We start from the raw sequence: 20,076 nt of genomic DNA on the forward strand, positions 1-20,076 counted from the left end.
TGTTCAATTGACACCATTAGCCGGGTGTAAACACTATTTAGGGTGGCCTTTCGTATTCAGCCACTCAAATATAAAAATCTTTTAAACGAGTCCAGAGAGTCTCGAAAGGAGCGGGAAAAATGAAATATCGTAATAAAACAGTTGTAGCTTCTGTGACAGGTTTAACACTTGAGGGCATGGATATCATGTTCATTTCTTTTGCCATGTCCCTAATTGTCGCGGATTTCCATGTTGGGTTGACGACGGGAGGGTTTATTTCTTCTGTCACCAATATCGGCATGCTTGTCGGTGGAATGATTTTTGGTATCTTGGCTGATCGATTTGGCCGGGTACGTGTATTCACTTATACAATCTTTTTATTTGCAATAGGTACGGGTTTAACGGGAGTGGCCACGAATATTGAACAGGTATATATATTTCGGTTTATTGCAGGGCTAGGCGCTGGTGGTGAATATGGGATTGGTATGGCACTCGTCGCTGAGGCTTGGCCGAAAAATAAGCAAGGACGCGCATCGTCTTATGTCAGCGTTGGTGCGCAGTTTGGTGTGATTATCGCCGCCGTACTCAGCTCTGTATTACTGCCACTTTTCGGCTGGAGGGCGTTGTTTTTCGTTGGTATTATTCCGGTCATATTCGCTTATTTTGTTAGAAAAAATCTGAAGGAATCACCTGCTTGGTTGGCTGCTCAACAACAAAAGCCATCCATTCAAAAACAAGGTAAGTTGATCCAGTTGGTAAACACACCGAAAATGGCATTGACAACTACGGGATTGGCGATCATGGCTACCGTACAAATTGCTGGCTATAATGGCTTGATGATTTGGTTGCCGACCATGCTACAGCGGACGCAAGGATTATCTGTATCAAGCTCAGCTATTTGGACAATCAGTACAGCAGTGGGCATGATTTTAGGCATGCTGACGTTTGGTAGATTTATTGACCGATTTGGGCTGAAAACCGCTTATGGTATATTCCTGCTTGCATCAGCCGCAGCCGTATTTTTATATGCCTATGCTACAGGCAGTGCAGGAGTATTAATTGGCGGCGCGATCGTCGGATTCTTTTCTAATGGAATGTTTGCTGGATATGGTGCATTGATCAGCCGCTTTTACCGTGTGGACATTCGAAGCACAGCAACAAACTCCATCTTTAACTTTGGCAGGGCTGTAGGTGGCTTGTCCCCAATTCTAGTTGGTTTTATCTTGGAACATGCGAGTATGTCTGTTGCGATGGTATATCTTGCAGGGCTTTACTGTATTTCATTCATCGTCATGCTTAGTCTGCGGGGAGATAAGCAAGAAACCGGGCGCGGGCATGAGATAAATAAGGTTTCAGAAGCGGTATAATGTGGAAGCATGGGGAGGATCTCATGCGTCTGTAATTTAGCAAAAAGAAGCAAGGGAGCTATTCCCTTGCTTCTTTAACCTTGATTTTCCAGCCTATAATTGCAAGCTTCAATAGCTGATTCTGTTTGCGAAATAAGCTCTTGATCACCTTTTTCCAAGCGGAGTTCCAGTGCTTTTTCAAAAAAGGACAATGCCTCTGGAAAACTTTTTTGGTCAAATTCATTTTTGCCACAATGCTGATAAACAAAATCTAGGAAATAGGTGTAATCACTATCAGTTTCCGCTATTTCCAGTAATTCATTAAATAGTTGGTTGGACATTTCGTACTTCGTCCACCACTGATATGTATGTGCTAGTCCAAGCTTGTTTGTAAATACCCCATGTTGATTGTCAAGGTCATTGTACATTTCAATTGAGGTATGAAGACTTTTTTCACTTTCCTCCAGCTCACCAACAATTCGTAAAAAGAAGCCAAGCATACCATTCCATCTTCCTTTTTCCTCTTCACTGCAATCATTGGTTTTAAGTTGTTCCAATGTATATCATTCCATGAAGCATCTGAATTTTAGATATTGGAACTTCCCTCAGATTTGGGCCGAATATAAATTTCATATTATATGGGATATCATTTATTTTCATATACTATCTCCTCCATGAATGCATCGTATCAATTCTATCCAAATTTTGCGAAGAAAGTGGGTGGGACATGGGGACAGGTTAACTGTCCCGGCTAAAAACCCCTAAAATACAGGGTTTTTGACTGGGACAAGGGACCTGTCCCCATGTCCCATTTCCCCATGTCCTACTTCAAGCGTGTTAAACTTAAATGTGTGAGGGAGGAGATTCTAGTGACAATCTATGAACAATTAAAGCAATCCTTATCCAATAGAGTAAACGACGTTATTACACCTTTAGAAGTTAAGGCCCAGCTAAAACAGCAATTCGGAACCAATCCAAACAGCGTCATTCTATCAGACTACTGCTATAACCGTTACAATAAAGGAATTCCTTTTAACAAGCACCTCTTCCAATACATAAATAGAAGTTTCTATAAATATTTAGGTGAACATTATCCATACACAGGCTTGATTTTTCATAAATTGAAAGGAACTGATGAACAAATAGTTGTTGGTGAATGGAAGAATGGCGAAAAAGCAATTTATGAGCAAAGCCCTGTAAATTCGAATAATCCTAAAACGCAATTGGAGAATATAAGCAGCGAGCAAATTGTGAAGTTATATGAGAATTACAATGAAATTTTTAGAAATGAAATGAATCTATTAAACTGAAAGCCAACAGAATTGCGTCATTTAATAGGAAGAATTGGGGAATTTATTTGCGCCATTCATACCAATGGGACGTTAGCTAGACAAGTAAACCAGCATGGCTTTGATGTGATTAGCAATGGAAGGCGAATTAGTGTTAAAACAACCGCACAGTCGGAAGGGTTTATTACAATTAATCAGAATACATTTGCCGGTTTTGATGATTTGTTTGTCGTGCAATATGCTGAGGATGATTTTAACATTATTTATTACGGGCCAAAGAGTGAGATTCCTGAGATTGCTAGAAGTTATCAAGGGAAATATGAAGTTGATATTAGTAAATTAGCGGGAATTGCAGGGACAGAAAGTGGGACATGGGGACAGGTTAACTGTCCCAGTCAATAACCCCGTGTTTGAGGGAATTTCAGCTGGGACAGTTAACCTGTCCCCATGTCCCGGGTTATCCTGCTTTTGGGTCAGCAAATTGGCTGTTGTATAGGTCGGCGTAGAAGCCTTTTTTCTCCAGGAGTTCCTGGTGGGTTCCTTGTTCAATGACTGTGCCGTTGTCCATGACCAGTATTTTATCGGCGTCTTGAATGGTGGATAGGCGGTGGGCAATGACAAAGCTTGTTCTGCCTTCCAACATTTTATTCATTGCTTCTTGAATGAATACCTCTGTGCGTGTGTCAACACTGGAGGTGGCCTCGTCAAGGATCATGATTGGCGGATCAGCTAGCATGGCGCGGGCGATGGTTAGTAGCTGCCGCTGTCCCTGGGAAATGTTTGATCCTTCTTCATTTAAAATGGTGTCGTAACCTTCAGGCAGTGTGCGAATAAAGTGATCGGCATGTGCTGCTTTTGCGGCTGCGATGATTTCCGCATCAGCGGCGTTATTTTTCCCATAGGCGATGTTATCTCTGATCGTGCCGTGAAATAGCCATGTGTCCTGCAGCACCATGCCAAAGTTTTTGCGTAATTCTTCGCGTGCCATCGATCGAATATCCACGCCATCGATGGTGATTTTTCCACCTTTTAATTCATAAAACCTTAGTAGCAAGTTGATCAGGGTTGTTTTTCCTGCACCGGTTGGACCGACAATGGCAATCGTTTGGCCTGGCTTTGCGTGAAGGCTCAAATCGTTCATTAAAAGCTCGTTGCCGTAGCCGAAATCAACATGTTCAAAGGAAACGGCGCCTGTTGTCTGACTTAGTTTTCCGGTGGTTACTTCTTTTTTTTCCTCTGCTTCATCGAGTAGAGTGAAGACACGTTCTGCAGCTGCAATCGTTGCCTGGATGACATTGGCAATATTGGCTGTCTGGGTAATCGGCTGGTTAAACTGCTTCGAATAGGTGATGAACGCCTGAATATCCCCAATCGAAATGGTGCGCTGTGTGACCATAATCCCACCAACGATACTGATCAGCACATAGCTGAGATTTCCGATGAATTTCATGACTGGCATAATCAATCCGGAAATAAATTGGGCGCTCTTTCCAGCCTCATACAATTCCTCGTTGACCTCATCGAACGTTTTTAGTGCCTGTTTTTCCTGTCCGTATGCTTTGACAACTTCATGTCCTGTAAACATTTCCTCAATATGTCCATTCAAATTTCCCAGTGTACGTTGCTGCTTACCGAAATAACGTTGTGACTTTTTCAGAAATGGTTTAATCACAAACACAGATAACGGCAGGCTGACAAGGGCAATTAATGTTAGCAACGGACTAATTGTTAGCATCATGATCACAATTCCGACGATGGTAACTACCGATCTGATAAACTGAGTGATGCTCTGCTGCAACGTGTTTCCAATCGTGTCAATATCATTGGTGACACGGCTTAGCACGTCTCCATGTGCATGGCTGTCATAATAATTCAATGGGAGTTTTTTCAGTTTGTCGAAAATATCTCTGCGCATATCGAAGACGGTTTTCTGTGCGACACTTGCCATTAAATATTGTTGTATAAATGTAAATAAACTACTGAAAACATACAAGCCGCCGAGCAGGAGCAACATTCGGGCAATTTTTTCGAAATTAATTTCTGCGCCGGGGGTTCCTTGTAGCTTGGCATACGCACCATCAAATAAGACAGTGATTGTGTTACCCATTACTTTCGGGCCAAGAATCGTAAAAACAGTACCCAAGATGGCTGCGAAGAAAACGGTGATTAATCGCTTTTTTCGGGGTGCGAGATAGCCAAGGAGACGACGGAATGTGCCTTTAAAATCTTTTGGCTTCTGTTTTTGCATCATTTGCGTCTGGTTGTTTTTGGAAGACTTTTTACTCATGCCGATTCCTCCTCTCCTAGCTGTGATTTTACAATTTCCTGGTATACTTCATTGTTTTTCAGTAACTCTTCATGGGTGCCCATTCCGGCTACACTGCCTTTATCAAGCACGATAATGCGGTCTGCGTCGATTACAGTGCTTACTCGTTGGGCGACAATGACAATAGATGCTTGATTTACTTCTTCTTTTAATGCCTTTCTTAATACAGCATCTGTTTTATAATCAAGCGCAGAGAAGCTATCGTCAAACAAGTACACGTCCGGTTTTCTTACCAATGCCCGGGCAATGGACAAGCGCTGTTTTTGTCCGCCGGAAAGGTTGGAACCGCCCTGATCAATGACGGAATCATACCCATGCTCCATTTTTTGGATAAAATCATCTGCCTGAGCAATTTTAGCAGCATGTTGAATTTCCTCCATCGTTGCATCGTTTTTTCCATAGCGAATATTTTCAGCAATCGTTCCTGAAAAAAGCAGTGCCTTTTGTGGGATCAGTCCAATTTTGGAACGGGTCTGTTCCTGGGAAGCATCCCGGATATTCAAGCCGTTGATTCGGATGGCGCCCTCGGTCACATCAAAGAAACGGGGCACCAGATTAACGAGTGTTGATTTACCAGATCCGGTACCACCAATAATCGCTGTTACTTCGCCTGGCTTTGAAGTGAAATCGATATTGGTCAAGGCAGGTTCCGCTGCGCCAGGATAATGGAAGGTGACATGGTCGAATTCCAGTGTACCTTTTTCCTTTTCAACAGTGTCCGTATCATTGTCTGTAATGGATGGCTCTAGTTCCAGCACTTCATTAATCCGGTTTGCTGAAACTGCGGCACGTGGGATGATCACAAACATCATCGACGCCATAATAAGGGCGAACATGATTTGCATCACATACTGGATAAATGCCATCAAATCCCCAATCTGCATACCGCCATGGCCAATCCGTATGCCACCGAACCAAATAATCGCGACGATGGTGAGATTCATCACAAGCATCATGATCGGCATCATGAAGGCCATGATTTTATTCACCTTGATCGATACATCGGTCAAATTGGTGTTGGCTGTTTTTAACCTTTCTGACTCTTCATGTTCCTTGGCAAAAGCGCGAATAACCCGAACGCCGGTCAAATTTTCTCGCATGACAAGATTCAGCTTATCCAGTCTTTTTTGTACGGCTTTAAACAAGGGCATGCCTTTCTTTAGGATGAATAAAATGGAAAAAATCAGAAATGGCATGGTCGCCACAATGACAAGCGATAACTTGGCATCCTTAGATACGGCCATAATCAAACCACCCGCCAGCATGATTGGTGCAGTGATGACCATACGGAGAATCATCATCATGACCCGCTGAATCTGGGTAATGTCGTTGGTTGTTCTGGTGATCAATGATGCTGTGCCGATTTGATCAAATTCTTCCAGTGAAAATTGCTGTACATGGTTGAATACACTGCGGCGCAAATCTCGGCTGTGTCCCATGGCAACCTTGGCAGAATAGTAGCTTGCCATGATTGAAACGCCGATACCAACAGCTGTCACAACTAGCATCAGCCCGCCAATCTTCCAAATATACGGGATGTCACCTTGAACCACACCATTGTCCACAATGTCTCCCATCAAGGTTGGTAAATATAGATCGGTCAACGCCTGCGCAAAAATAAGGATAAAAATAAGCGTGACCAACCATTTATAGACGGACAATCTTTTTAGGATTTTTAGCATGGTTCCTCACTACCTTCTTCAAAATGTGTAGCCAGATGTCGGTGGATGGTCAGTAATTGATTAAATTCTTCCGCTGAAAAGGAATCTACTGCTTTCTGAAATCTGCTGGGAACACCATCTTTTTGTTCTTTTATGCTTGCTATTAATGCTTTTCCCTCCGTACTTAAGGACAAATCCATCTCCCGCCGATTGTCCTTGGCAAACGTTCGATTCAAAAGCCCGGCCTGTACAAGTCCGTCAATCGCGTGACTTAGTGTGCTTTTCGGGAAATTCGTTAGCACCTGCAGCCGCTTCTGGGCAATTTGATGATAGTGCGTCATCGTAACAAGTATGGTAAATTGCGGCAGTGACAAGTCATGGGTAGCAGCTGTTTGCTTGACCTGCTGCATAATCAAACGATGCAACCGCCAGAACGACTGCATCAATGTATAAGAACGAGAAGGCTCATTATTAGTATCTTTCATTTACATCCACCCTATCTTTCTTTTTAAAGCATTTCTAAAATGAACTGTTCAAAATGGAACTATTATAGTTTACCCTTTTTTGATATTGTGGGTCAAGGAGGGAGGTGGGACATGGGGACAGGTTAACTGTCCCGGCTGAAATCACCTAGAATACGGGGTTTTTGACTGGGACAGCGGGACCTGTCCCCATGTCCCGCTGTCCCCATGTCCCGCTTTGTGTATGTTGTGAGATATTTGAATAAATTTGTACTTTATTAATGAAGTGTATTACAATAAAGGAAATATGTAATGCCTCTTATTTGAAATGTGTTGTTAACATTTCATTATCAATTCCACATACGATTAAAGTTTTTAAAAGACTTACCCCTATCTATAATTAAACTCCCAAAAAGACAGTTGCATTTTCAGTATATAATCCATTTAAATACATTACTTTTAGGAAGAGCTGCTTAAAATGAGTGTTAGAAAAGAAGATATTTATAAGCTTGTTGAAGGAATGAATGAATAAGAAACTACACTTGCTTATGAAATATTAAAGAAAATTGCTCAGAAAAAGATAACTGATTTAAATGAAATTATTTTAATGGCTGATAATACACCATTAGATAAAGAAGAATCGTCAGCATTAGCAGAAGTATTAAAGGAGGATACAGTGGACTGGGAGGATTTAATTACCAACAACTAAAAACAATCTTTATCTAAATTCAAGTAAATTACCAGCAATTACAGGGGAAAAATTGAACAAAACGGGACAAGAGATCTGTCCCCCTTGTCCCAGGACTCCATCCTCACGTCCCGCCACCACAAAACGGGACAAGAAACCTGTCCGAGGCCACTGAAAAAGTGACCATCATATTAGATGTCATTGAACAAACCACTGTATTTAGCGTCGTTATTAAATACGATCATCTATATATTGTGGATAGTATACTCTTCATTTTTGTGAACCGGACTTTTTCAGTGGCCTCAACCTGTCCCCATGTCCCGCTTTTTATTTAGAGGGTATGATACTGTCAATCTTAGTCCAGTCAAATGTGTCTTTTTGGATTTTTTTACGCTGGTCTTGTGTAATGATATCTGTTGGACGGTCTCCATTTGGCCAATCAGTATCATGTTCTTCCCAAGTTGGCCGATCTTGTGATAATATAAACGCTGCCAGATCTGCTGCCTCTTGCTTTGTTAATGCTCCATTGTTATTTGGTGGCATATTATTTTTAATATATCCAGCCATTTTCCCTATGCGACTCAAACTTGCTCCATCACTGAAGGACTTATCTCCCCATAATGGTGGGCCTGAATTAGCACCTGTACCAGATCCATCTGTAGCATGGCAGGATAAGCAATTCTTTTTCTCGTATAATTCTTCTCCGTTTTCCACACTTGGTTCAGGAATTTTTTCCATCGTATTTTTCTCGCCCCAAGGAATATCCGCACCTGTTTTAATTCCCTCAGATATATACGTCAAATAGGCAACAATTGAGCGCATTTCCTTACTATCATGTGGGAGTTTTTCGCCATTCATACTACGAACCACACAACTATTAATACGATCTTCAAGTGTTGACACAATGCCCTCACGTGGAACATATTGCGGATATTGTGTTCTTACCCCAACTAATGTTGTATTCTTTGACAATCCACCATCTGCATGGCAACTCATACAAGATAACTCACTGCCAACTTGATCATCTAATACAACGTTTGTTTCACTAAATACTTTTTCCCCATATTGTATATACGCAGTCATTGGGTCGTCTGGGTCTAAATCATCCATGGAAGGAGGATTAAACGCAGGAACTGCTGTTTTTTCATTGTTTTTTTTATATACTGTCGTTTCAACATCATTAGAACAAGCTGCAATTACAAAGAGTATCACAATCATTGTTAACCACAACCATTTATTTTTAAGCAATCTCTCACCTCCGCTATAGTGAAAATTTACAGTTAATAGTTAACCTCTTCAGCTGGTATAATATTCTCTAGTTTAGTCCAATCAAATTTACCTGCACGGATTTTTTCGCGACGATCCTGGGTTATAATATCAGTTGGACGTCCCCCTTTTTTCCAATCTTGATCATGACTTTCCCAAACAGGACGTTCGTGTGATAGTATATATGCTGCTAGATCTGCTGCTTCCTGGTCTGTTAATGACCCTGGATCATATCGTGGCATGTTATGTTGAATAAAACCAGCCATATCGGACAGTCTAGTCATTCCGGCTCCATCATTGAAAGAGCCATCTCCCCACAAAGCTGGCCCTGATCTTGGTCCTGTGCCAAGACCATCTGTAGCATGGCAAGATAGACAATTCTTCTTCTCGAATAACTCATCACCTCTTGCTACACTTGGTTCAGGTATTTCTTCCATTGCTGGGTTCCCTAACCATGTGACATCTTCTATTTCATAACCTTTAGAGACGTAGGTTAAATAAGATGTAAGTGCGCGCATTTCTTTGCTATCGTGATCTATCTTTTCGCCGTTCATGCTTCGAATCATACATCCATTAATGCGATCTTCAATCGTATAAATAACATCTTCACGAGAGCGATAGGCTGGATATTTTGTTGTAACACCAATCATGGAAATGGTATCTGATATACCACCATCAGCGTGACAACTTGAGCAAGATAATTCATTGCCAACGCGTTCAACCAAAACTGTATCTGTCTCCTCAAACAGTTTTTCCCCATATTGTATATACTCTGTCATTGGGTCGTCAGGGTCTAAGCCTTCCGTGGAGGGAAGTTCAGTTGGTAGCCCAGACGTTTCTTCGGCATCTTCCTCATTGGAACAAGCTACAATAAGGACAGTTAAGGTTACTAATCCAAACCAGAGCCATTTGTTCTTCAGCATCCTTTTTTCTCCTCCCATAAGTTATTATAATTTTATAATATTCAGACGCATAATAGAAAAGAAGTAACAAAGACATTTCCCATGATAGAAAGACCGGACAATAGAGATGGGACATGGGGACAGGTTAACTGTCCCGGCTGAAATCACCTAAAATACGGGGTTTTTGACTGGGACAAGGGACCTGTCCCCATGTCCCAGTGGCATATCCATCAAACTTCAAACATACAATTGAACTAACTAAGCTTGGACTGGGGGAGTTAGTGGTGGAGGGTTCGTTGATTATTTCGGAGGATGATTTGAAGCGGTATGTTGAACTGAACGATCAAAAGAAGAAAATTGACCAGGAAATGAAACAGTTGAAAAATAAATTTCATCAATTGTTGGATGATTCAATTGGGAAAGAGGAGAAAGGGGAGCTTGAGCGGGGAAGGTATAAACTTCAGCGTCAAGTGCGTTCCCAGAGTCGATATCATGATGAAACGACTGTTGCGAAGTTGGAAGAATTAAACCTGGAGGATTGCATTGTGCTCGTGAAACGTCCGGATCCCGACAAATTGGAAGCAGCAATTAAATTAGGGATCGTGGATGAAGCGGAATTCGATGATTGCAAACGTACAAAGGTGACGCAAGCAATTGTTGTGAAGGAGACGTTTTGATCAGCGGAATCAGAAGAATTAATCTCTGTTTCCTTTTTTAGCGTTGTCATTAGACATGCATCCGTTAATCCAGAATAATACATCTCCTCAGGCTGTTAGCTAAGCGGTGCGATTCCCCACCACTTTTGCTAGCAGTTTTTGCATGCATAATTTTACTTCGCGTACAACAGGTATTAATCCGCTAAACACTGTAAAGCCTAATCATTAAATGGTATAATAGTCACTGAAATTTATGGATAGAGGAATGAAAATATGGTAGAAGGCAGACGTTCAGATAGACGAAAAAAGCCAAAACGCCGTTGGTTGAAGGTAAGCTTAGCCGTCATTTTAGTACTTGTGCTCGGTGTTGGAGCGTATGCATATTCGATTTATCACAATGCAAAACAAACCGTAAACGAGAAAATGCATCAAATAGTGGACTCGATTGATCATAAAGATGGCAAGAAGAAAATTAATGCCGAAAAACCGCTTAACATTTTACTGCTTGGCGTTGATAAGCGTGAAGGTGATCGCGGGCGTTCGGATGCATTAATGGTGATGTCATTGGATCCGAAAAAAGATAAGATGCAGCTGATCAGTATACCGCGTGATACTCGTACAGAAATTGTCGGGAAAGGGCGTGAGGACAAGATAAACCATGCCTACGCATATGGCGGAACAGACATGTCCATCGCAACTGTTGAGAATTTCCTCAATGTCGAGTTGGACTATTATGTGGAGATGAACATGGAAGGGTTGTCGAAAATGGTCGATGCTGTCGGCGGGATAACCGTTAATAATGAGCTTGACTGGTATGATGAAGGATACTACAAAAAAGGGTACCATTATAAAAAAGGCAAAATCACACTGAATGGTCCGCAAGCGATGGGGTACGTTCGCATGCGGCATCTGGATCCGAACGGTGATTTTGGCCGGACAAAACGCCAGCGTCAAGTTATCGAGGCTATTATTGATAAAGGTGCAAGTATCGCATCGGTTAATAAAATTGATGATATGATCGATGTGCTTGGAAACAATATGGCAACCAACCTGGACTTTGATGATATGAAAAATTTGCTTTTCAACTATAAGGATGTACGAAAAAATATGGTTAGCTATATGATGAAGGGAAATGGCACGCGGATTGGCGGCGGTTATTATTTGATTGTGCCTGATTCGGAAATTGCCAAGGTGCATGATATGTTAACAAAATAAATTGAAGGGAGCCTGCACTTGGCTGATGGAGTGCGGGCTTTTTATTATGCTTATTTTCGATAGTTTAATTTGTCATTGTTTAGGGGGAATGTTCGCTTTTTTACTTGGCCACTGAAATGGGAGCAACTAGATTTTCTAATCGTTGCTATTTTTCAACACGAATACAGCGTGATATAATAGGAATATAGTAGTAAGTAGATTTATCCCGAATTAATGGGAATCCCCTCACAATAAAGCTCTATTTTATAATTTAATTTTCTAACAAGAACCAACAAAATTTACGTAACACAGAAAGGAAATTCGATGGAAAAAACATTAGAAAAAATTTTCCTCTCATCGCCACATATGAGCGGAAATGAGCAAAAATACATTCAAATGCCAACCGGCCGTGATTGGGCATCGACGCTTGGAAATAATGTTGATGCGTTTGAAAATGAATTGGCCACATACAATTTGATTAACGATGCGACAGCAGTTACGTCTAGAACGGCAGCGATTCAACTGGCTTTGCGCTTAACACACGTTGGCAAAGGTGATACCGTTTTTTGTTCTTCGTTAACTTCGGTGGAAAGTGCGAAACCAATTGTCTATCATGGGGCAAAACCGGTTTTCATTGATTCTGAGCCGGATACATGGAATATGTCACCAGATGCATTGCAACGTGCTTTTTTAGATGCGATCGAACAGAAGAAACTCCCAAAAGCAGTCGTAATCGTTAATTCATATGGCCAAAGTGCAAAAATGGACGAGTTATTGGAAATTTGTGATGCATACGGCGTTCCTGTGATTGAAGATGCTGCGGAATCGCTTGGCAGTGAGTTTAAGGGGAGAAAAAGTGGTACATTTGGTCGCTTTGGCATTTTCTCATTTGACGAAAGTAGCATCATCACGACATCTGAAGGCGGAGCACTGATTTCAAATGATGTGGAGGCGTTGAAGAAAGCGCGATTTTTAGCAACGCAATCACGTGACCCTGCACTCCACAATCAGCATAGCATCGAGGGTTATAGCTATCGTATGAATAGTATTGTTGCTGGTTTCGGACGGGCACAGTTGGAAGTGTTAAATGACCATGTTGCCAAGAGAAGATCGGTGTTTGACCGTTACCATGAGGCATTTGGCCAATTGGACGGAATTGAGTTTCAACCAGAATTGGAAGAGGCAACATCGAATCGCTGGTTAACCGCGTTTACGATTGACTCAGCTAAAACAGGGGTTTCTCGTGATGATATTATTCGCGCACTTGAAGAAGAAAATATTGAGGCCTGTCCAGTATGGCAGCCAATGCATTTGCAGCCGCTATTTATTGAAATGGATTACTATCAACATCAAGAAGGAAATAGTATATCCGATGAATTGTACGAAAAAGGTGTTTGTCTGCCGAGTGGATCGGATTTGACGGACGCGGAGCAAGAGCGGGTAATTCAAGTAATTCAGGATCTTTTGAAATAAAAGTTGAGGTTCATGTCGATGATGCGGCATGGATCTTTTTTTGATTGAGTGTGCAGAAGCGGCAAGTTTAAAAGCATCTTTTTTGGAAAAAGTAATGGTGAAAAGGGGTGCTATGATGGGAAATAAAAAATACACAGCAGCTGGGACAGACATTGAGACGGTAAAACAACAAAATGATGATTCTGGCATGTCGTATAATGAAGCGAAAGAATTTATTGCAAAAACAACTGGTGGACATGGTACTGGAGTTTACAGTGATACAGATCGTGAGGAAGTCCGGAAGAAAAATCAGAGCTAACTGGATGTGCTGGTCGTTGTTGACGACCAGCATTTATTTTACCTGCGTTTCATTTGCTCTTGCGCCATTTTTACCATTTCTTTCACCATATTCCCACCGATTGGGCCACCGATTTTACCCGCTTGTTCGGAGGTAAGCTGGCCGTTATATTTTTCTTTTAACGGAATGCCCTGTTCGTTAGCCACTTCGTATTTCACATCATTAGGATTAGCGCTGTTCACATCGTATCCTTTTGCTTTCATAACTTGCCCTTTTAATTGTTCTAAATCTTTATTTGCCACGTATAACGCCTCCTTACTAAATAGGCTTTCCTAAATAGTGCTGTTCACTTCATGGTAATTTTTTAATAAAAATGTTCGTTTAGGAGATAGTAATGGGGACAAGGAGGGATCGTGATGGAAAAAGATTATGAACAAGTATATAACACATATAAGGAACAAGGTGAGCAACAGGCTAGTGAGGAAGCGGGACAAGAAAATTTGGACGGAAAAGAATCAATAGCAGCGGTTCGCAAAAATGATGATGGTGATATCATCGCGTTTCAGACAAATACAGGACGTGAATTGGATTATGTGACGGCATTGGACGAAGCAAAAGCTGGAAAACTTGCGCATGTTGATGTTTTTTATAAGTATGGGCGGGATATTATTCGAAGTGAACCAGATGGGATAAAGGAGAATAATTTGGATAACTTGCCTACTTTTTGATTTGACTGGCTGCCAGGGATTAGTGTTTCATCATCCAAACGGTCTGAATACATATATTCTTTTTCTTTTATGATCATGTTAATCCCACTTTCATTCATTTTCTTCACCTACCTTCAGTATACTTGTATTGCATTCAAATGTGCGAATATACGTATAATTCATTGTACTACATGTATAATCAATTTGTGAGGGGGTTATTCATGAAGTATTTGGGAGCCTACTATTTGGTACCGATGATTAACAGAGGAGTTAGTTCAAAACAAAAAAGCGTCACAACCCTGAAAATTTTTCAAGATGTGACGCTTTTGCTGATAAACTTAAATTCAAGCTCGACTCTCTAATTCTTTTTCCGACCCTGCCACAACTACTGCAGCAGAAGCATCCCCAACAATGTTCACCGATGTTCTTAACATGTCCAGAATGCGGTCGATACCAGCGATCAATGCGATTCCTTCTAATGGCAAGCCAATGGAGGAAAGGACCATGGTAAGCATGATTAAGCCTGCACCAGGAACACCAGCTGTTCCAATCGATGCGAGCACCGTTGTAACGACGACGGTAAGCAATTGGATGAAAGAAAGATCCAAGCCATAGAATTGGGCGATGAAAATAACGGAAACCCCTTGATAAATGGCAGTTCCGTCCATATTAATAGTTGCGCCAAGTGGAAGAACAAAACTACTAATTTTGCTTGGTACGCCTAAGTTTTCCTGGGTGTTTTTCAACGTTATCGGTAATGTGCCCGCGCTGCTCGCCGTACTAAAAGCAACAATTGCAGCCGGTGAGATGCCTTTGAAAAATACTAATGGACTCATCTTTGCAAATATCTTAACAGCCGATGAATAGACGAGAATGGCATGGACAATACAAGCGACAAAAGCGGCCGCAATTACTTTTATTAGTGGCAATAGTACAGACAATCCATATTCGCCAATAACCGGTGCAACCAATCCGAGTACACCAATCGGAGCAATTTTCATAATGATACCAGTAATTTTATACATGATTTCGGCAAAACCATCAAAAAAGCGATAGACAGGCTGTGCTTTTTCCCCGACCAATGTAATAGCAATTCCTATGAACAAAGCAAAGAAAATAATTTGCAAAATGTTCGCTTCCGCAAGTGCGTTAAACGGATTTTCTGGTACGATGTTTAGAAAAGTCGTGATTACGCTTTGCGGTTCCTGGGATGCAGCTTCTTTTGCCATCTCGGATTCTTCTACTGAAATATCCAATCCTTTACCAGGCGAAAATGCGAATGCAACCGCCAATCCAACAATTATAGCGACTCCAGTGGTCAGCATATAATACACAACCGTTTTGATTCCCATCCGCCCAAGCTGTTTCGGGTCTCCACCGCTAGAAACACCAACAACGAGTGTTGCTAAAATGAGTGGGGCAATAATAAATTTAATTAACCGTAAGAATAGATCACCAAGGGGCTGAATCACACTGATCTCGTCTCCGAATATAACCCCAAGAATGATGGCTATAACAAAGGCAAAAAAGATTTGCGTGACTAAATTGAATTTTAATTTCACGGGATGTCCCTCCTATATGTAACGACATAAAACTACCAAATTTCAATATTAAGATATTTCCAACAGCTTCTTAAAAAAGTATAAACGAACAAACACTATTATATCAAATTGATAGATGAGAGGGAAGAGGGATATATTGGGACGTGTGGATGCTGGGACATGGGACAGGTCCCTTATCCCAGCCTGTGCCGATGATTTTGTTTACGGGCTGAAGTTTTTGCGCAGGCGCCGATGATCTGTCTCACGGGCTGATGTTTTAGGTTATGCGCCGATGATCTGTCTCACGGGCTGATGATTTAGTATACGCGCCGATGTTCTAGCACACGGGCTGATGATTTAGCATACGCGCCCATGTTCTCACCCACGCGTTGGTTTCCACATTCACGCCGATGACCCACCCACATGCTAACCGGTATTCCACTTCAAATACAAAAAGAGAGCATACTAGCTCTCTTTTTGTGTTAACATCCTTAACTGGGACAACAGACCTGTCCGAGGCCACTGAAAAAATGACCTTTATATTAGATGTCATTGAACAAACCACTATATTTGGCGTCGTTATTAAATACGATCATTTATATTGCAGATAGTATACTCTTCATTTTTGTGAACCGGACTTTTCCAGTGGTCACGATCTGTCCCCGTGTCCCAGCATCAAACCCTTGCGTTCCGCGGTTTCTCAGGCGGGACAACAAACCTGTCCCCATGTCCCGCCATTAATGTTCGGCGATGTAGCCCCATTTGTATTGGATGCCGCCGATTGGGGGGACTTTGACGTTTTTGACGTAATCTTTGTTTACCCATACATTTGTGTAGAAGTAGATTGGTGCGATTGGCATTTCATCCATGAATATTTGTTCCGCTTCTTGTAAAACTTCTTTTCGTTTTGCAGGTTCTGCGATTGTATTTGATTTTTCTAGTAAACTAGCATACTTGTCGCTTTCCCAATTTGTATAGTTATTGCCTCCTGTCGTTTGGAAGATTTCCAGGAAGTTGATTGGATCATTTACTGCGCCAACCCAGCCCATACGGCCCATCTGGAAATCGCCTTCAGACAAACTATTTAAATAGACGTTCCACTCTTGATTATTAAGTTCTACCTTCACACCTAGATTTTCTTTCCACATATCTTGTAATGCTTGTGCAATTGTCGCATGTGCTTCATCGGTATTGTATGATAGTTTTATCGTTGGTAATTTATCAAGACCTAGTTCATCTAATCCTTTTTGCAGATATTCTTTTGCTTGTTCAATATCGTTATCTTGGAAATATCCTTCCTCATTTTCCTCCCACATAGCCGGTGGAACTAAGGCCATTGCTGGTTGTTGTTCGCCTTTTGTTATATTGGTAACGATGCCTTGACGATCAATCGATAAGGCGAATGCTTTTCGTATGTTCACATTATCGAACGGCTTCATATCCGTATTAAAAGCATAGTAATAAACAGCAGCTCTGGATTTAACATTTAATGTGCCTTCTTGTTTTAACGCTGGTATTGCGGCAAGTGGAATAGCTCCTGTTGGCGAACCTGCCCAATCTAATTCACCATTTTTGTACATTTGTAATTCGGTATTTTCGTCTTCAATCATGTACATATTAATTGTTTCGAGCTTCACATTGTCAGCATCCCAGTAATTAGGGTTTTTCTTAAGGATAATTTGATTTTTATGTTCCCATGATTCCAGTGAGAATGGTCCGTTTGTTACATACTGTTCACCGGCTTCTTGAGCCCAGTCATCTTGGCCGTCTACTACATTATGATTTACCGGATAATACGTATAAAGCGCTGTTAAATCAAGAAAATATGGTGTTGGCTGTTCGAGTTCAACAACGAGCGTTTTATCATCTTTTGCAGTTACGCCAACTTCGTCTAAAGAAGCTTTTCCGGTTTTCGCGGCTTTTGCGTTTTTAATCGAATATAAATAATAGGCGGAATCTGTGTCAGGGCTTTCTGGATTCAGCACCCATTTCCAAGCATATTCAAAGTCTTTTGCCGTTACAGGATCTCCATTGGACCATTTTGCATCGTCACGGATCGTGAATGTGTAGGTTTTTTGATCGTCTGAAACCTCAACCTCTTGTGCCATTGCTTTTTGCGTTTTTCCATCTTGATCAAGCCTTGTCAGCCCTTCAAAAGTTTGGTTAAGCACAGCAACAGATGTCGTGTCTGTAGCTTGTCCAGGGTGCATTGATGGTGGCTCTGTTTTGATATTCACGTTTAAAACCTGTTCATCGGCTAGTTTGGCTTTTTTATCATCTTTGCCATCTGTTGCATTTGAATTATCTTCACCACATGCGGAGAGTATAAAGCTCATCATTACTACGAATACGATCAGTGTAGACCATTTTTTCTTATTCATTAAAATATCCCTCCAGTATTGATCTTGATTGTTTGGTTATTGAAACGGAAAACGTGTTTTTTCATTGATACGCAAAATAAATGATTGAAGTAGTTCTTTTGTTGCTTTTAGATCATTTACGTTCACTAGCTCAACGGGAGAATGGGCGTTACGGGATGGGATGGATAATACCCCTGTTGGCACGCCTTTATTCGCAAGTGCAACGGCACCACCGTCTGTACCTATCCCTGTGAAAATCTCAAGTTGATAGTCAATTGCTTGTTCTTTAGCTAGCTTGATGAGGTGATCTTTTATTGTCTTTTGCACAATTAGGCTGGAGTCCATTACTTTAATTCCGGTACCTGCACCTAAACGCAAGCTATCATCCATTATTTCCTCAGGGGTGTCGCTAACTGCAGTTGTGTCAACGGCAATAGCTGCGTCAACATTTAATCCATTGATAGCAGTTTGTGCGCCACGTAGACCTACTTCCTCTTGAACAGCAAATAGGAAAATGAGTTCACCGGCAAATTCTTTATCCTGCAATTCGTTTAGTACTTGAAGGAGTGTAGCACAACCTGCACGATCATCAAGTGCTTTTCCAATCACCACTTCATTTCCTTTACAGCCAGTTAGCTTACTTTCCGTAGACCATGTTATCGGTGTGCCAACTTCAATTCCTAAATCGAAAACATCATCTCTTGACGAGGCGCCAACGTCTATATAAAGACTAGAATGCCTACGAACCTTCGTAGGATCGTCGAATTTCATATAATGGGCGGAAATTGTTCCGATTAATCCGTCTACTTCTTTTTTTGAACCAAGGACTTTGACCTGTTGAGCAGGAAGAATTCGATCGTCATGTCCACCAAGTTTTTCAAAACGAAGCAGCCCATTAGGTTCGATTTTTTTAACAATGAAGCCGACTTCATCCATGTGTGCGGTTAACAGTATTACGGGTCCAGGTTTTGTCCCTTTTTTTCTAGCAATGACATTTCCAATAGAATCAACATCGACGGAATCGACTTTTGGTTTTACATAACTTTCAATGAAGCGGGTAACTTGATGTTCGTAACCACATGGGCCATTTAATGCGGTTAACTGTTTTAGTAGATCGATCATGTATGTAGCCTCCTATTACAAGTATTCAAAGGTATTTTTATAGATTTGTAACTGGACAATTGTATTAATATCCGTCACTTGATCGAGATCGGTAATTTTTAAAACGGTTTTTGTTATCGCTTCTTGATCGGCGACATTGATTTGGACAAGCAGCGGATATTCCCCTGATGTTAATGTGACATATCGGATCTCTTTCATGGTGCCGAGTTCTTCAATTACTTGATTTATTGTTTGCGGATGCACCTTTAGTTGAATAATAGCCCCAGCTTTAAGGCCCAGCGCAATTGGATTGACCACCCCGACAACATCTAACGTATTACTATCGCGTAAGTTTTTATACCGCAGACGCACAGTCTTTTCGGTGACATTCAGTTCTTCAGCAAGCTTTCTAAAAGACATTCTTCCATCGACAGATAATAGTTGAATTAATTTTTGATCTAACTCATCGATTTCATACTCCAATGCATTACCTCCTTTCGATACTTGAATTAATAACTTTGGTGATAAAAATGTGGATAGTTTTTAAAATAGTATCTATTTACATTAGGTGAAAGATAATAAACTACCTAATATAGGAATTGATAGATATTATATAACTTCAACTATTATAAATCAATTGTTTTTTGAAAATAGGTAGAAAATTTTAACTTACTTGAGTGTTAATGTCGTACGTGGGTACGTGATAGTGTAAAGTCACAGTGTGAAATATTAATAAATGGGGGAGGTGGTGTAGCGGTACTAGGGAATGATTGCAGATCAGCAAGCCGGCCAAATAGGTGAATCCAAATTAAAAAAACGCCAAAAGAGAGCAGTCTCTCTTTTGGCGTT

Annotated in this window: 17 protein-coding genes and 1 pseudogene; 7 read left to right on the plus strand and 11 right to left on the minus strand. The window is 41.1% G+C overall.

The features are described from left to right. Positions 1-119: 119 nt before the first annotated feature. Complete coding sequence (locus ACW2QC_RS03795; protein ID WP_457542651.1) at positions 120-1,346, plus strand: MFS transporter; 1,227 nt, start codon at positions 120-122, stop codon at positions 1,344-1,346. 74 nt (positions 1,347-1,420) lie between these two features. Here the strand turns inward: ACW2QC_RS03795 and ACW2QC_RS03800 are convergent, their stop codons facing one another. After that, positions 1,421-1,882, minus strand: a complete 462-nt coding sequence (locus ACW2QC_RS03800; protein WP_457542652.1) for a tetratricopeptide repeat protein — start codon at positions 1,880-1,882, stop codon at positions 1,421-1,423. A 312-nt stretch (positions 1,883-2,194) separates the two neighbouring features. Between ACW2QC_RS03800 and ACW2QC_RS03805 the strand changes: the two are divergent. Beyond that, positions 2,195-3,016: pseudogene (locus ACW2QC_RS03805) on the plus strand (DUF7225 domain-containing protein). Between the two features lie 55 nt (positions 3,017-3,071). Here the strand turns inward: ACW2QC_RS03805 and ACW2QC_RS03810 are convergent. From ACW2QC_RS03810 to ACW2QC_RS03830, 5 genes are all read right to left on the minus strand, one after another. Beyond that, the gene (locus ACW2QC_RS03810; protein ID WP_457542653.1) at positions 3,072-4,901 is read right to left on the minus strand and encodes an ABC transporter ATP-binding protein; all 1,830 of its coding nucleotides are present in this window, start codon (positions 4,899-4,901) and stop codon (positions 3,072-3,074) included. Continuing rightward, positions 4,898-6,622, minus strand: a complete 1,725-nt coding sequence (locus ACW2QC_RS03815; protein ID WP_457542654.1) for an ABC transporter ATP-binding protein — start codon at positions 6,620-6,622, stop codon at positions 4,898-4,900. Before ACW2QC_RS03815 ends, ACW2QC_RS03810 begins: the two co-directional genes overlap by 4 nt. Then, on the minus strand, positions 6,616-7,086 hold the full coding sequence (locus tag ACW2QC_RS03820; protein WP_457542655.1) for a MarR family winged helix-turn-helix transcriptional regulator: 471 nt from the start codon (positions 7,084-7,086) through the stop codon (positions 6,616-6,618). The genes ACW2QC_RS03815 and ACW2QC_RS03820 overlap by 7 nt, the downstream gene beginning before the upstream one ends. Before the next feature lie 991 nt (positions 7,087-8,077). After that, positions 8,078-8,998: a c-type cytochrome gene (locus ACW2QC_RS03825; protein WP_457542656.1), complete on the minus strand. Its 921-nt coding sequence runs from the start codon at positions 8,996-8,998 to the stop codon at positions 8,078-8,080. Positions 8,999-9,030: 32 nt separating this feature from the next. Continuing rightward, entirely contained in the window at positions 9,031-9,939 is a 909-nt protein-coding gene (locus ACW2QC_RS03830) for a c-type cytochrome (RefSeq protein WP_457542657.1), read from the minus strand. Between the two features lie 263 nt (positions 9,940-10,202). Between ACW2QC_RS03830 and ACW2QC_RS03835 the strand changes: the two genes are divergently transcribed. The 4 genes from ACW2QC_RS03835 (at position 10,203) to ACW2QC_RS03850 (ending at position 13,539) form a co-directional block, all read left to right on the plus strand. Further along, complete coding sequence (locus tag ACW2QC_RS03835) at positions 10,203-10,595, plus strand: hypothetical protein (protein ID WP_457542658.1); 393 nt, start codon at positions 10,203-10,205, stop codon at positions 10,593-10,595. 252 nt (positions 10,596-10,847) lie between these two features. After that, on the plus strand, positions 10,848-11,789 hold the full coding sequence (locus ACW2QC_RS03840) for an LCP family glycopolymer transferase (RefSeq protein WP_457542659.1): 942 nt from the start codon (positions 10,848-10,850) through the stop codon (positions 11,787-11,789). A 303-nt stretch (positions 11,790-12,092) separates the two neighbouring features. Beyond that, positions 12,093-13,241 (plus strand): DegT/DnrJ/EryC1/StrS family aminotransferase, encoded by a 1,149-nt coding sequence (locus ACW2QC_RS03845; protein ID WP_457542660.1) that lies wholly within the window; start codon positions 12,093-12,095, stop codon positions 13,239-13,241. Positions 13,242-13,269: 28 nt separating this feature from the next. Continuing rightward, on the plus strand, positions 13,270-13,539 hold the full coding sequence (locus ACW2QC_RS03850; RefSeq protein WP_457542661.1) for a hypothetical protein: 270 nt from the start codon (positions 13,270-13,272) through the stop codon (positions 13,537-13,539). Between the two features lie 38 nt (positions 13,540-13,577). Here ACW2QC_RS03850 and ACW2QC_RS03855 read toward each other — a convergent pair whose 3' ends face one another. Further along, entirely contained in the window at positions 13,578-13,820 is a 243-nt protein-coding gene (locus ACW2QC_RS03855) for an alpha/beta-type small acid-soluble spore protein (protein ID WP_457542662.1), read from the minus strand. 111 nt (positions 13,821-13,931) lie between these two features. On the opposite strand from ACW2QC_RS03855, the gene ACW2QC_RS03860 reads away from it, so the two are divergent. After that, entirely contained in the window at positions 13,932-14,246 is a 315-nt protein-coding gene (locus ACW2QC_RS03860; protein ID WP_457542663.1) for a DUF3892 domain-containing protein, read from the plus strand. Positions 14,247-14,569: 323 nt separating this feature from the next. On the opposite strand, the gene ACW2QC_RS03865 is transcribed toward ACW2QC_RS03860, so the two are convergent. From ACW2QC_RS03865 to ACW2QC_RS03880, 4 genes are all read right to left on the minus strand, one after another. Beyond that, complete coding sequence (locus ACW2QC_RS03865) at positions 14,570-15,787, minus strand: dicarboxylate/amino acid:cation symporter (RefSeq protein WP_457542664.1); 1,218 nt, start codon at positions 15,785-15,787, stop codon at positions 14,570-14,572. Positions 15,788-16,503: 716 nt separating this feature from the next. Beyond that, entirely contained in the window at positions 16,504-18,147 is a 1,644-nt protein-coding gene (locus ACW2QC_RS03870) for a peptide ABC transporter substrate-binding protein (protein WP_457542665.1), read from the minus strand. A 36-nt stretch (positions 18,148-18,183) separates the two neighbouring features. Then, positions 18,184-19,248, minus strand: a complete 1,065-nt coding sequence (locus ACW2QC_RS03875; protein WP_457542666.1) for a M42 family metallopeptidase — start codon at positions 19,246-19,248, stop codon at positions 18,184-18,186. A gap of 15 nt (positions 19,249-19,263) precedes the next feature. Next, entirely contained in the window at positions 19,264-19,710 is a 447-nt protein-coding gene (locus tag ACW2QC_RS03880) for an Lrp/AsnC family transcriptional regulator (RefSeq protein ID WP_457542667.1), read from the minus strand. Positions 19,711-20,076 lie beyond the last annotated feature (366 nt).

This window comes from Virgibacillus sp. FSP13 (assembly GCF_054048505.1).